This is a genomic window from Streptomyces sp. DSM 41931 (assembly GCF_050271085.1).
Classification (GTDB): Bacteria; Actinomycetota; Actinomycetes; order Streptomycetales; family Streptomycetaceae; genus Streptomyces; species Streptomyces albogriseolus.
Map to the genome: position 1 here is coordinate 4,073,019 of NZ_CP189902.1, position 13,504 is coordinate 4,086,522.

At 73.5% G+C, this 13,504-nt stretch carries 12 protein-coding genes and 1 riboswitch; of the genes, 7 read left to right on the plus strand and 5 right to left on the minus strand.

Features of this window, described 5'->3' with window-relative positions:
* The first annotated feature begins 172 nt into the window (after positions 1–172).
* On the plus strand, positions 173–2,179 hold the full coding sequence (gene recQ / locus ACP7TJ_RS19020; protein WP_376724772.1) for a DNA helicase RecQ: 2,007 nt from the start codon (positions 173–175) through the stop codon (positions 2,177–2,179).
* 38 nt (positions 2,180–2,217) lie between these two features.
* Here the strand turns inward: recQ and ACP7TJ_RS19025 are convergent, their stop codons facing one another.
* The gene (locus tag ACP7TJ_RS19025; RefSeq protein ID WP_093765416.1) at positions 2,218–3,156 is read right to left on the minus strand and encodes a M56 family metallopeptidase; all 939 of its coding nucleotides are present in this window, start codon (positions 3,154–3,156) and stop codon (positions 2,218–2,220) included.
* Positions 3,157–3,307: 151 nt separating this feature from the next.
* Positions 3,308–4,522, minus strand: coding sequence for a fumarylacetoacetase (gene fahA / locus ACP7TJ_RS19030; protein ID WP_387619490.1), 1,215 nt, complete (start codon positions 4,520–4,522; stop codon positions 3,308–3,310).
* Between the two features lie 264 nt (positions 4,523–4,786).
* On the opposite strand from fahA, the gene ACP7TJ_RS19035 reads away from it, so the two are divergent.
* Positions 4,787–5,659 (plus strand): HAD family hydrolase, encoded by an 873-nt coding sequence (locus ACP7TJ_RS19035; protein ID WP_093765418.1) that lies wholly within the window; start codon positions 4,787–4,789, stop codon positions 5,657–5,659.
* Here the strand turns inward: ACP7TJ_RS19035 and ACP7TJ_RS19040 are convergent.
* Positions 5,623–6,096 carry a transglycosylase SLT domain-containing protein gene (locus ACP7TJ_RS19040; RefSeq protein WP_189911496.1) on the minus strand — a complete coding sequence of 158 codons (474 nt, stop codon included), beginning with the start codon at positions 6,094–6,096 and terminating at the stop codon, positions 5,623–5,625. The two genes, ACP7TJ_RS19035 and ACP7TJ_RS19040, sit on opposite strands and share 37 nt — an antisense overlap.
* Before the next feature lie 3 nt (positions 6,097–6,099).
* A riboswitch (cyclic di-AMP (ydaO/yuaA leader) is annotated at positions 6,100–6,227 on the minus strand.
* A gap of 568 nt (positions 6,228–6,795) precedes the next feature.
* Here ACP7TJ_RS19040 and ACP7TJ_RS19045 point away from each other — a divergent pair.
* The 5 genes from ACP7TJ_RS19045 (at position 6,796) to ACP7TJ_RS19065 (ending at position 11,825) form a co-directional block, all read left to right on the plus strand.
* Positions 6,796–7,806, plus strand: a complete 1,011-nt coding sequence (locus ACP7TJ_RS19045) for a polyprenyl synthetase family protein (protein ID WP_093765420.1) — start codon at positions 6,796–6,798, stop codon at positions 7,804–7,806.
* Positions 7,807–8,061: 255 nt separating this feature from the next.
* Complete coding sequence (locus ACP7TJ_RS19050) at positions 8,062–9,294, plus strand: LolA family protein (RefSeq protein WP_427764095.1); 1,233 nt, start codon at positions 8,062–8,064, stop codon at positions 9,292–9,294.
* Positions 9,295–9,329: 35 nt separating this feature from the next.
* Positions 9,330–10,310 (plus strand): ABC transporter ATP-binding protein, encoded by a 981-nt coding sequence (locus tag ACP7TJ_RS19055; protein ID WP_427764098.1) that lies wholly within the window; start codon positions 9,330–9,332, stop codon positions 10,308–10,310.
* Positions 10,297–11,187, plus strand: a complete 891-nt coding sequence (locus ACP7TJ_RS19060; protein WP_266399841.1) for an ABC transporter permease — start codon at positions 10,297–10,299, stop codon at positions 11,185–11,187. Before ACP7TJ_RS19055 ends, ACP7TJ_RS19060 begins: the two co-directional genes overlap by 14 nt.
* A 47-nt stretch (positions 11,188–11,234) precedes the next feature.
* Positions 11,235–11,825, plus strand: coding sequence for a hypothetical protein (locus tag ACP7TJ_RS19065; RefSeq protein WP_189911500.1), 591 nt, complete (start codon positions 11,235–11,237; stop codon positions 11,823–11,825).
* On the opposite strand, the gene ACP7TJ_RS19070 is transcribed toward ACP7TJ_RS19065, so the two are convergent.
* Complete coding sequence (locus ACP7TJ_RS19070) at positions 11,810–12,979, minus strand: amidase family protein (protein WP_427764102.1); 1,170 nt, start codon at positions 12,977–12,979, stop codon at positions 11,810–11,812. The two genes, ACP7TJ_RS19065 and ACP7TJ_RS19070, sit on opposite strands and share 16 nt — an antisense overlap.
* The gene (locus tag ACP7TJ_RS19075) at positions 12,976–13,482 is read right to left on the minus strand and encodes a DUF6668 family protein (protein WP_367541251.1); all 507 of its coding nucleotides are present in this window, start codon (positions 13,480–13,482) and stop codon (positions 12,976–12,978) included. Before ACP7TJ_RS19075 ends, ACP7TJ_RS19070 begins: the two co-directional genes overlap by 4 nt.
* Positions 13,483–13,504 lie beyond the last annotated feature (22 nt).

The following is a 13,504-nucleotide window of genomic DNA, read 5'->3' on the forward strand; positions in this document are numbered from 1 at the left end:
CACGACCGTGGCCCGGTACCCCCGCGCGGGGGTACCGGGCCACGGTCGTTCCCGGTCGCGTTCCGCACAGGACCGGTGCGTTCCGTGCGGGCCTGTGGACAACTCCGGGGCTGTCGGTCCGGACGCCTATGGTGGACGCAGTGGCCGAGGTACGGCCGCGGGGGACGGGACGATGCACGGGACGGACGGTGTCGCCGGGATGGCAGTGACGGACAGTGAGGCGCTGGCTGCGCTGCACCGGGTCTTCGGCTACGAGACCTTCCGCGGCGAGCAGGAAGCGGTCGTCGACCATGTGATCGCCGGCGGCGACGCGGTCGTGCTCATGCCGACCGGCGGCGGCAAGTCGCTCTGCTACCAGATCCCGGCCCTGGTCCGGCCCGGCACGGGCGTGGTCGTCTCCCCGCTGATCGCGCTGATGCAGGACCAGGTCGACGCGCTGCGGGCGCTCGGCGTGCGGGCCGGCTTCATGAACTCCACGCAGGACTTCGACGAGCGGCGGACGGTCGAGGCGGAGTTCCTCGCCGGCGAGCTCGACCTGCTGTACCTGGCGCCGGAGCGGCTGCGTCTGGACAGCAGCCTGGACCTCCTCTCGCGCGGCAAGATCTCCGTCTTCGCCATCGACGAGGCGCACTGCGTCTCCCAGTGGGGGCACGACTTCCGGCCGGACTACCTCACCCTGTCCGTGCTGGGGGAGCGGTGGCCGGACGTGCCCCGCATCGCGCTCACCGCGACCGCCACGGACGCCACGCACCGGGAGATCACCGAGCGGCTGGGCATGCCGGACGCCCGGCACTTCGTGGCCAGCTTCGACCGGCCCAACATCCAGTACCGGATCGTGCCGAAGGCCGACCCGCGCAAGCAGCTCCTCGCCTTCCTGCGCGAGGAGCACGCCGGGGACGCGGGCATCGTGTACTGCCTCTCGCGCAACTCGGTGGAGAAGACCGCCGAGTTCCTGTCGAAGAACGGCATCGAGGCGGTGCCGTACCACGCGGGGCTCGACGCGGGGACGCGCGCCGCGCACCAGGCGCGGTTCCTGCGCGAGGAGGGCCTGGTCGTGGTGGCGACCATCGCCTTCGGCATGGGCATCGACAAGCCGGACGTCCGCTTCGTCGCCCACCTCGACCTGCCCAAGTCGGTCGAGGGGTACTACCAGGAGACGGGCCGCGCGGGCCGCGACGGGCTGCCGTCCACGGCGTGGATGGCCTACGGGCTCAGCGACGTCATCCAGCAGCGCAAGCTGATCCAGTCCGGTGAGGGCGACGAGGCGTTCCGGCGGCGGGCGGGGCAGCACCTCGACGCCATGCTCGCCCTGTGCGAGACGGTGCGCTGCCGCCGCGGCCAGCTCCTCGCCTACTTCGGCCAGGAGCCGTCCGGGGAGAACTGCGGCAACTGCGACACCTGCCTGGCCCCGCCGGACACCTGGGACGGCACGGTGGCGGCGCAGAAGGTGCTGTCCACGGTGGTGCGGCTGCAGCGGGAGCGGGGGCAGAAGTTCGGCGCGGTGCAGATCGTGGACATCCTGCTGGGCCGCCGCACCGCGAAGGTGATCCAGTTCGACCACGACCAGCTCTCCGTGTTCGGCATCGGCGAGGAGCTGAGCGAGGCCCAGTGGCGCGGCGTCATCCGCCAGCTGCTCGCCCAGGGACTGCTCGCGGTCGAGGGCGACTACGGCACGCTGGTGCTCACCGAGTCCAGCGGGTCGGTGCTGCGGCGGGAGCGGGAGGTGCCGCTGCGCAAGGAGCCCGAGAAGCCGGTCACGTCCCGCTCGGGCGGCGGGGCGGGCCGCGACCGCAAGGCGAAGGCGGCCGTGGCAGAGCTGCCCGAGGCACTCCAGCCCGCGTTCGAGGCGCTCCGCGCCTGGCGCGCCGAGACGGCCAAGGAGCAGGGCGTCCCGGCGTACGTGATCTTCCACGACGCCACGCTGCGGGAGATCGTCACGGTGTGGCCCACCTCGGTGGAGCAGCTCGGCGGGATCAGCGGCGTGGGCGAGAAGAAGCGGGCGACGTACGGGGAGGGGGTCGTGGAGGTGCTGGCGGGGCTGTCGGCGCCGGCGTCGGCCGCCGCGCCCGAAGCCGCTCCGGCCTCCGCGCCCGGCTCGGCTTCCGGCTCCGCTCCCCGTCCCGCCCCGGCGGCCTCGGACGCGTACGACTGGCCCGACGAGGAGCCCGACTGGACCTGAGCCCCCGGGCCGCACCCACGGCCGGCCCGGCCGCCCCGCTACGGGAGCGCCGTCAGCCCCGGTGCGAAGGTGATGAGGAGCGGGACGAGCGGCACCAGCGACGCCGCCGCCGTGGTCAGGGCGCGGTGACGGCGGCCCAGTCGCGGGGGCGGCTCCAGCAGGCGGTCGACGCGCTCGCCGAGCAGCCGGTGGCTGGAGGAGCAGGACAGCACGCCCCGGTGCTGGTTGAGCTCGATCAGCGCCAGCGCGGTGGTCAGATGCCCGCAGCGGCGGGAGGCCGTGTCGTCGGCGGACAGCTCCACCAGACGGTGGGTCTGCTCGCAGAAGTGGGCGAACAGCGGGACGCGCGGAAAGCCGGCCGCCAGCGCCGCCGACAGATGCAGCAGCCAGTCGTGGCGGGCCCGGGCGTGACCGCGCTCGTGGGTGAGGACCGCGTCGAGCTGATGGTCCGTGAGCCGCTGCAGCGCGCCGGTCGTGACGATCAGCTGGGGCGGGCTGCCCGGCATCCACCAGGCGTCGGGGTACTCCTCCTCCAGCACCAGCAGCGGCCCCCGCCCCTCGGGAAGCCCCGCGGGCAGGTCGGGCGCGCGGTCCCGCAGATGCGCCCGGGCGCGGGCACGCCGGCGGCGGGCCTCGACCAGCTCGCGGCCGAGCACCGCCGTGGTCCAGGCGGCGCCGCAGGCCAGCAGCACGGTGAGGACGGTCGTCCAGGGCGAGGCGTGCGAGAGGTCGTAGGCGGCGGTCACGGCGGGCGGCGCCGGCGCGAACAGCTGGGCGCGGACGGTGCCGAAGACGGCGGCGGCGCCCAGCGCCAGGGCGGTCAGACAGCACAGCAGCACGGTGGCGACCAGGCACTGCCACACCCACAGGGCGACGACCGGCTCCCGTTCCGGCCACTTCGTCCGGGTGAGCGCGCGGGGGACGGGCACGGCGGCGGTCACGGCGACCACGCTCAGCAGGAGCAGGCAGTACGTCATGCCACGGGCTCCGGATCCTGTCGGAAGAAGCGGCTCGGGGACGTGCGGCGGGCGCGCGGCGTGACGGAACGACGCACCGCCCGACGCCCAGTATGACGGCGAAGGGCGGTGCGAGTCAGCGTGGTTGTGCGGTGCGGTAGGGCCGGTGGGGTCAGGACGCGGGGACCACTCGTCCCGTCACCTCGCCGAGGCCCACCCGCACCCCGTCCGGTCCCGGCGCCCAGGCGGACAGCGTCACCACGTCGCCGTCCTCCAGGAACGTCCGCTTGCCGTCGGGGAGTTCGAGCGGGTCGCGGCCGTTCCAGGTCAGCTCCAGCAGGGAGCCGCGCTCCCGTTCGGCGGGGCCGCTGACCGTGCCGGAGCCGTAGAGGTCGCCGGTGCGCAGGGAGGCGCCGTTCACCGTCATGTGGGCGAGCTGCTGGGCGGCCGTCCAGTACATGGTGGAGAAGGGGCACTCGGAGACGGTGTGACCGTTGATCGTCACGGTGATGCGCAGGTCGTAACCGCCGGGCTCCTCGCCGGAGTCGTCCAGGTACGGCAGGAGGCCGTGGGTGCGGTCGGGCGGGGCGACGCGGGCTTCGTCCAGGGCGTCCAGCGGGGTGATCCACGCCGACACCGAGGTGGCGAAGGACTTGCCGAGGAACGGGCCGAGGGGCACGTACTCCCAGGCCTGGATGTCGCGTGCGGACCAGTCGTTGAGCAGGCACAGGCCGAAGACGTGGTCGCGGTAGGCGCTCAGCGGCACGGGCCGGCCCTGCTCGGACGGGACGCCGACGACGAAGCCGACCTCGGCCTCGATGTCCAGCCGCACCGACGGGCCGAAGACGGGGGCGGCGTCGGCGGGCGCCTTGCGCTGGCCCGAAGGGCGCACCACGTCGGTGCCGGACACCACGACGGTGCCGGAGCGCCCGTGGTAACCGATCGGCAGGTGCTTCCAGTTGGGGGTCAGGGAGTCGGCGGCGTCGGGGCGGAAGATCTGCCCGACGTTCCGCGCGTGGTTCTCCGAGGCGTAGAAGTCGACGTAGTCCGCGACCTCGAACGGCAGATGGAGGGTCACCTCGGACAGCGGGTGGTAGAAGGGCCCGACGGTCTCCCGGTGTGCCGGGACCGTCACCCACGCGGTGAGCGCGCGGCGCACGTCCGACCATGCCGTACGGCCCGCCGCCAGCAGCGGGTTGAGGGTCGGGCGGGCGAGCAGGGAGGCGTAGGGGGAGCCCAGGGCGTGTGCCGCCGCGCCGGCGTCGAGGACGTGGTCGCCCAGCCGGACGCCCACGGTGCGCTCCGTCGAACCGGGGAGCGAGAAGACGCCGTACGGCAGGTTGTGCGGGCCGAAGGGGTCGCCCTCGGGGACATCGAAGGGGGGCATCGGGTGCTGCCTCGCTTTCGTGTGCGCGGGTGCGCCACGTGTCCGTGGCCGTGCCACACGTTACGGGGTCGCGTCCCGGGGGGCTCCTGATATGAGGGACGACTCACGGGGCCCGGGTCCGGTGGAGCGCACCGTGTAACGGTCAAAAGGGAAAACAGTTCTCAACCGGTCGCGATCCGTCGGCACAAGAAGGCAAATCGCACCCAATGCGAGGGCATACGGGCGCGGTGAATCGGACGGTCCTCTTCTCCGTATTCTCTGATCATGGCCGCACCCACCGATTGTTCTCTCATCGCCACCGACCTGGACGGGACGCTGCTGCGCGGTGACGACACCCTTTCCGACCGCTCCCTCGCCGCCCTCGCCCGGGCCGAGCGGGCCGGTGTCCGGCACCTCGTGGTGACGGGCCGCCCGGCCCCCAGAGTGCGGTCGCTGCTCGACGACCTCGGCTGTACGGGGCTCGCGGTGTGCGGACAGGGCGCGCAGGTCTACGACGCCGCCGCGCGGCGGATGCTGTGGTCGGTCCGGTTGGACCGGGAGCTGGCGGAGACCGCGCTCGGCAAGATCGAGGCCGAGGTGGGGGAGGTGTACGCCGCGGTCGACCAGGACGGGGTCGACGGGCTGACGCTGATCGAGCCGGGCTACCGGATGCCGCACCCGACGCTTCCGTCGGTGCGGGCGGAACGGCGCGACGACCTGTGGGCGCGGCCGATCAGCAAGGTGCTGCTGCGTCACCCGGAGCTGTCGGACGACGCGCTGGCGGCGGCTGCCCGGTCCGTGGTCGGCTCGCTGGCCACGGTCACGATGTCGGGGCCGGGCACGGTGGAGCTCCAGCCGTGCGGGGTGACCAAGGCGACCGGTCTGGCGCTGGCCGCCGAGCACCTGGGGCTGCGCCCCGAGGACACGATCGCCTTCGGGGACATGCCGAACGACGTCCCCATGTTCCGGTGGGCGGGCCACGGCGTCGCCATGGCCAACGCGCACCCCGAGCTGAAGGCGGTGGCCGACGAGGTCACCCTGTCGAACGAGGACGACGGCGTGGCCGTCGTCCTCGAGCGACTGTTCGGGCAGACGGCCGGGCTGGGCCGTCAGAGGTCGGCTCAGTACGCGCCGAAGACGTTGTCGATCGAGCCGTAGCGGTCGGCGGCGTAGTTGCAGGCCGCGGCGATGTTGGCGACCGGGTCGAACGGGTCGAAGGCGGTGCCGGGCACGTGGTACGCCTGGAAGGTCGGGTCGATGACCTGGAGCAGGCCCTTCGACGGGGTGCCCTTCGCGGCGTTGGAGTCCCACAGGTTGATGGCGGCCGGGTTGCCGGACGACTCCCGCATGATGTTGCGGTGGATGGCGTCGTAGGAGCCGGGTATGCCGTTCTGCGCCATGACGTCCATCGCCTCGCGGATCCAGCCGTCGAGGTTGTCCGGGTACGCGGTCGTGGAGGCGGCGGTGGTGGCCTGGGTCGTGGGGGCCGCGGAGGCGCTGGTGGCGCCGAACAGCGGCAGCGCGACCACGGCGACACCGGTGCCGGCGACGGCGAGGGTGCGGACGAGGCGGCGGGGCGAGGCGAAAGCGCGCATGTCTGGGTTCCTCTCCTACGCCTGCGAGGTGAGCTGTCGGGTTCGGGCGGGAGAGTGCCCGGCCGTGCCCCTGCGGGCATGGCTTCACCCCGAGCCGTCCCGGCGCGTGTCCGGTACGGCGGCTTACCTGGGTCCCCCGCTCCTGCCGTGCGTGAGTTGGTCGTCGGGTGTGATGCGGGTGGCGGCAGGACTAGGCGTCCACCCGGCAGGCCCGGAACGTATGCGAGAGCACATGTCGGGAACAAGTGCGACGATCACACAAGGCACCGTTTGATCTTGGGATGGGCGGTTTTGCGTGCTTGATCCTTTGCGGTCGCCAAGACTCAACTCCGTTGCCCGGAGCGGGAGGACGGGCCTGTGCGAGGGTGGCCCGGAGGCCGGCGTGCGCGTGACTCACCTCACGGGACGGCGGCCGCGAGAGCATTTGCGGCCAAGGGGAATTGGCGCATCAATGGCGGCAAATCGGACTCAGAGGTGGGGCAGGATGGTTCACGGGTCGCTGTGTCCGGGAAACAGAGGTATGTCCGTTGTTATCAGCCGATCAAAAACACTCCGCTTCTGATCCCGTATCGCCCTGCTTGAGACCCCGGGCCCTGGCGGTGATCGAAACACGACCGGATACGCTGACTCGAGTGGTGGCAGCGACCTATCGACAAACCGTGTAACCGCCAGCAGACACCAGCAGACAGGAGACCCCTCGTGACCGTCGTCGGGCCGTTCGGGCTGAGCGTGCGGGACCAGGCTCTGGAAGCCGATGTCCAGGCCGGATTGACGGCTGTCGAGGAAGGACTGCTCGAAGCCACCAAGAGCGCGGTGCCGTTCATCACGGAGGCCGCCCAGCACCTGGTGCGGGCCGGCGGCAAGCGGTTCCGCCCGCTGCTCGTCATGCTCTCCGCCCGGTTCGGGGACCCCTACGCGCCCGGCATCGTGCCGTCGGCCGTCGTGGTGGAGCTCACCCACCTGGCCACGCTGTACCACGACGACGTGATGGACGACGCCGAGGTGCGGCGCGGGGTCGCGAGCGCGAACGCCCGCTGGGGCAACTCGGTCGCCGTGCTCACCGGCGACTTCCTCTTCGCCCGTGCCTCGCACATCCTGGCCGACCTCGGCCCGGAGGCCGTGCGGGTGCAGGCCGAGGCGTTCGAGCGGCTGGTCACCGGCCAGATCCTGGAGACCGCGGGCCCGCAGGACGGTCGCGACCCGGTCGACCACTACCTGGACGTGCTCGGCGGCAAGACCGGCTCCCTCGTCGCCGTCTCCTGCCGGTTCGGCGCGATGATGTCCGGCGCCGACGAGACGGTCGTCGACGTCCTCACCCAGTACGGCGAGCGGCTCGGCGTCGCCTTCCAGCTCGCCGACGACGTCCTCGACATCGCCTCCGACTCCCACGAGTCGGGCAAGACCCCCGGCACCGACCTGCGCGAGGGCATCGCCACCCTGCCCGTGCTGCGGCTGCGCGAGCGGGCGGCCCGGCTGGGCCTCGCCGAGGACCTCGCCCTGTGCGAGCTGCTCGACTCCGACCTCACCGACGACGCCCGGCACGCCGAGGCGCTGCGCCTGCTGCGCGCCCACCCCGCGCTGGACCAGGCCCGCCGGGACACCGTGCGCTACGCCGAGGAGGCGCGCGCCGCGCTCGCCCCGCTGCCCGACGGCCCCGCCAAGTCGGCGCTCGTCGAGCTGTGCGACGCCGTGGTGCACCGGGCCGGCTGACCCGCCCGGCCCTCCTCCGTACGCCTCCGGTACCCGGGTGACCCCTACGGGGCGGGTGAGGCGCCGTCGTCCCGTGTCATACCGCAGCAGTACGCGCAGTTGAGCCCGCGGTCTGACGATTCCGTCCCGCGGTTTTGGTCAGATGGACCACGACGGACAACACCACTTCTCACCGGTTCGGGTGAGAATGGCGGCCCGGGCCGAACTGGTGCGAGGACACGGGACGGAAGCCGCCGCCGACCACGGAGGGCACACATGGCACCGAACGAGACCGACGACACGACGACCGCGGGGGAGGTCGAGGAGCCGCGCGCCGGCCGCCGCAGGGCCGCGCGGTACATCGTCCCGGTCACCGTGATGGGCGTGGCAGCCGCGACGATCGGACTCGTCCCGGCGCTCGCCGACTCCGGCGACCCCGACCTGCCGGACATCACCGCGGCGCAGCTCATCGAGAAGATCGCGCAGTCGGACGTGGAGCGGCTGTCCGGCACCGTGAAGATCACCACCGACCTCGGGCTGCCGGACCTCGGCGGCCTGGAGAGCGGCCTGCTGTCCGGCGCGGCGGGCGGCGAGGGCGGCGAGGGCGGTTCCTCCGCCGACCCCTCCGGCCGGCTCACCGAGCTGGCGTCCGGCACGCACACCCTGCGCGTCGCCGCCGACGGCCCGGACCGCCAGAAGCTGTCCCTGCTGGAGAACGCCGCCGAGTACAGCCTCATCCACAACGGCAAGGACGTCTGGGGCTACGACAGCGCGTCCAACGAGGTGTACCACGCCACCGTCGACGAGGCGGACACGAAGGAGCGGAGCGCGCAGCGGCCCCCGGCCACTCCGAAGGACTTCGCGGAGGAGGCGCTGAAGGCGGTCGACGACACCACGTCCGTGAAGGTCGACGGCACCGCCCAGGTGGCCGGCCGCGACGCCTACCGGCTGGTGGTCGAGCCCAAGCAGTCCGGGTCCACCGTCGGCGCCATCAGCATCGCCGTGGACCACGAGACGGGCATGCCGCTGAAGTTCACGCTCACCCCGGCCGGCGGCGGCTCGGCCGTCGTGGACGTCGGCTTCACCAAGGTGAGCTTCGACCGCCCGGATGCCTCCACGTTCCGGTTCACCCCGCCCAAGGGCGCCAAGGTGACCGAGGACACCGAACAGGACCGCGCCCACGGCGGCTTCGGCGGGAAGCCGGAGCGTGGCCCGAAGCCCGAGGAGGACCTCGCCAAGGGCCTCGACGGACTGAGGATGCTCGGCGAGGGCTGGAACACCGTCGCCACCTTCGACACCGGCACCGGCGCCGGCCTGCCCACCGAGGAGGCGGGCGGCGACCTCGGCGGCTTCCTCGGCTCGCTCGGCGACCAGGTCAAGGGCGACTTCGGCAAGGGCACCGTGTTCAGCACCCGCCTGGTCAACGCCCTCATCACCGAGGACGGCACGGTCTACGTGGGTACGGTCACCAAGGACGCGCTGGTGAAGGCGGCCGAGGCGGGGAAGTAGCTCCCCACCGGCACGGCGAGGGAACGGGGGAGCCGATGGACGCGACGTCCGCCAAGGAGCAGACACGCGACAGGCCGGCCGCGGGTGACGCCGTCGTCGTCACCCGCGGGCTGACCAAGCGTTACCGCGGCGGACAGCTCGCCGTGGACGGCCTGCACCTGACCGTCCCGGCGGGCAGCGTCTTCGGCTTCCTCGGCCCCAACGGCTCCGGCAAGACCACCACCATCCGCATGCTGATGGGCCTGATCGAGCCGACCTCCGGGACGGCTCACGTGCTGGGGCGCCCCATGCCCCGCTCCGCGCGCGCCGTCCTGCCGCATGTCGGCGCCCTCATCGAGGGCCCCGCCCTCTACGGCTTCCTCTCCGGCCGCGACAACCTCCTCCGGTACGACGCCGCCGACCCCACCGCCGACCCGCGCACCCGCACGGCCCGCGTCGCCGCCGCCCTGGACCGGGTGGGCCTCACGGCCGCCTCCGGCAAGAAGGCGCGGGCGTACTCCCTCGGCATGAAACAGCGCCTCGGTCTCGCCGCCGCCCTGCTGCGGCCCCGCCGGCTGCTGGTGCTGGACGAGCCGACCAACGGCCTCGACCCGCAGGGCATGCGGGAGATCCGCGCCCTCGTCCGTGAACTCGCCACCGACGGCACGACCGTCTTCCTCTCCTCCCACCTGCTCGACGAGATCGAGCAGGTGTGCACGCACGTCGCGGTGATGGCACGCGGCCGGCTGATCACCCAGGGGCCGGTCGCCGAGCTGGCCGCGGGCGCCCGGGGCCGCCTGATGGTCACCACGCCCGACCCGGCGGACGCGGCCCGGGTGCTGAAGGAACAGGGGCTCGCCGACGTCGTCGCGGACGGTGACCGGGTGAGCGCGGAGCCGCCCGCACGGGACCTCGCCGAGGTGAACGCCGCCCTGGTCACGGCGGGCGTGCGGGTACGCGGCTTCGCGGTCGAACGGGCCTCGCTGGAGGACGCGTTCGTGGCGCTGACCGGGGAGGGGTTCGATGTCGCGGGCTGAGACGGCGAGCGGGACGGGCGCCGAGGCGTCCGTACGGCCGCGTCCCCTGTGGACGCTCGGGCTGGTGCGCGACGAGCTGCGCACCACCTTCCGGCGCTGGCGCACCCTCGCCCTGCTGGGCGTGCTGGCAGCCGTCCCGGTGCTGGTCGGGATCGCCGTGCGGATCGAGACCGGCGACGGCTCGTCCTCCGGAGGGGGCGGCGGAGGACCCGCGTTCGTCTCGCAGATCACCAACAACGGCCTGTTCCTGGTCTTCACCGCGCTCGCCGCGACCCTGCCGTTCTTCCTCCCCATGGCGGTCGGCGTGATCGCGGGCGACGCCGTGGCCGGCGAGGCGGGCGCCGGCACCCTGCGCTACCTGCTGGTCGCCCCCGCGGGCCGCACCCGCCTGCTGCTCACCAAGTACGCGGCGGTCATGGTGTTCTGCCTGGCCGCCACCCTGGTGGTGGCCGTCTCGGCGCTGGCCGTCGGCGCGCTGCTGTTCCCGCTCGGCGACCTCACCACCATCTCGGGCACCCGCATCACCTTTGCCGAGGGACTGCTCCGGGCCCTGCTGATCGCCCTGGTCGTCGCCGCGTCCCTGCTCGGGGTGGCCGCGCTCGGCCTGTTCGTCTCCACCCTCACCAACAGCGGCATCGCGGCGATGGCCACCACGGTCGGGCTGCTCATCACCGTCCAGATCCTCGACCAGATCCCTCAGCTGCACGCCCTGCACCCGTACCTGTTCTCGCACTACTGGCTGTCCTTCGCGGACCTGATGCGCGAACCGGTCCTCTGGGACGACCTGACCAGGAACCTCGGCCTCCAGGCCCTGTACGCACTCGTGTTCGGCTCGGCGGCCTGGGCGCGGTTCACGGGCAAGGACGTCACCGCGTAGGGAAATGCGCCGGCACGGGAGGGCCGGGGCGTGTGACGGTTCGGTCCATGGGCAACTCACGGGCGTACCCCGTCCTGCGGACCACCGACGCGGCGGAGGCGTATCGGCAGGCCAGGCGGTTGTGTGCGCTGCTGAAACAGATCGAGGACGAGGTGTGGCTGTTCGCCGAACTGGCCACGGTCCGTGAGGTGCGGGAGATCGCCGCGATCGCTCCCGGACTGCCCTTCGACTACGCGGACAACCGAACCGATCCGGCGACGGGCGACTACCTCCGGTTCGACCTCGACGTGACGGCACTGGATGACGCGGCACTGGCGGAACACCTGCCGCTGAGATTCTCGGAGCCAGTGGAGCGGGAGCGCGTCGAGGCCCGGATCCTGACCGCGCTGGGCGACGGCACGGCCTCCGTCGAGTGGCACGGGCGCTGGCCGGACGACTCGGACGCGGATGTGGACTGGCCCTCGAAGTACGACGGGGTCCAGGTCTTGTTCCACGGTGACGAAGCCCAGTGGGACGACTGGACGGAGGAGCACACCGTCTTCGTTCATGTCACCAAGTGGGGAGACCTGCCCCTCGCCCAGGAACTCGCCGCGCACATCGGCAGCGAGGTGCTGGGCGAGGCTCAGCTCGGCTGGTGAGACGCGGGCGGCCGGCGGGTGGTGGTGGCCCCGCGCCTTTCCGCCTCCCCGGCCACCGCGAGCAGCAGGTCCTCCCGGTCGTGCGGCGCGACCAGCTGGAGCCCCGCCGGGCAGCCGTCGGCGCCGAAGCCGGCCGGGATGCTCAGCGCGGGGTGACCGCTGAGGTTGAACGCCCAGGTGAGCGCGGTGGAGTAGGTGTCGCCCGGGCCGTCGTGGCCGTGCGGCCGCGTGGGCGCCGTGGGGGTGAGCAGCAGGTCGGCGCGGGTGAAGAGGGCGCGCAGACGCTCGTCGTCGGCCGCCCGGACGCGGTGGGCGTCGGTGAGGTCGGCGCCCGGGGTGCGCAGGGCGAGCCAGGCCGGGCCGGGGTCGAGGAGCAGGGGGGCCGCCGGTGGCCGTACGAGGCGCACCACCCCGGCGTCGACGAGCCGGCCGACCGTCTGCCGGGCCAGGGCGACGGGCTCGGCGTCGGGCGACGCGAAGCCCAGGTCGGGGGACCAGACCGCGGTGACGGGGAACGGCGCGGCGGGCTGTCCGGCCCGCCCCGACACCAGCCGCCACCATGCCTCCGCGTCCCCCGCCGTGCGGGTGAGGACCCCGGGCGCGGCCAGACCCGTACGGTCGGGTGAGGGGAACCGGCCGCCCGTGACCTTCAGCCCGAGCACCCCGCACCACGCCGCCGGGATACGCACCGACCCCGCCCCGTCCGAGCCCGTCGCCCACGGCACCAGCCCGGCCGCCACCGCCACCGCCGCCCCCGCCGAGGACCCGCCGGGCGTACGGTCCGCCCGCCACGGATTGACGGTGCGGCCGCCCACCCCGAGCCCCCAGGTCTGCCACGGCGTCCCCGGACCCGGCACGGACGTGGCGCCCACGGCGACCGCGCCGGCCGCCAGCAGTGGCTCCGCCGCCCGCCGTCCGTGCCGCCCCTTGACCGCGACCGGCACCCCGGCCAGCGGCAGGCGCTCCCCGGCGGCGATCCGCGCGTCCACCTCGGCCGCCCGCCGCAGCGCCTCCTCGCCCCACACGTCGAGGAACGCGCACAGCTCCGGATCGGCCCGTGCGATCCGCGCCAGCGCCTCCGCGACCACGTCCACGGCCCGGCGCGCGCCCGCGCGGACCGCGGCCGCGATCTCCAGGGCGCCGTCCCCGCTCACCGCAGGGCGCCGGTGAGACGGGCCAGCGGTTCCGTCCCGCGCGGCGGCCGGCCGTCCAGGTCGCCGAGGCGCCAGTCGGGCACCCACGGCACCCGGTACACGTCGATCAGCGGCTCGATCAGCCGCACCCGGTGCGCGAGGGGACGCGGGAGCCGGCCCGGCGCGTCCGCGACGAGGACGACGGCGTCCAGGTCGAGCCCGTGCGGCGCCTCACCGCGCCGGAACAGTTCGACGGCCGGCGGCACCGCGTCCAGGCCGGCCGCGTGGGTGCGGGCGACCAGCAGCACCGAACGCGGGGCGTCCGGCCCGGGCCAGGACCGTCCGCAGTCGTGGCCGCCGTAGACCGCGGCGAGCGTGGAGACGCCCGCGCCGCCGTGCAGACCGAGCCAGGAGAAGCGCCGGGCCGTCGCCCGTGCGGGCACCGGCCCCGGAAGGTCCGCTTCCGGCGCCGTCACCGGTCCCCGCAGCCAGATCTCCGGTCCCTGTCCCGTGCCTGCTCGCATGTCCCTCTCCTGCTCGGCGGCT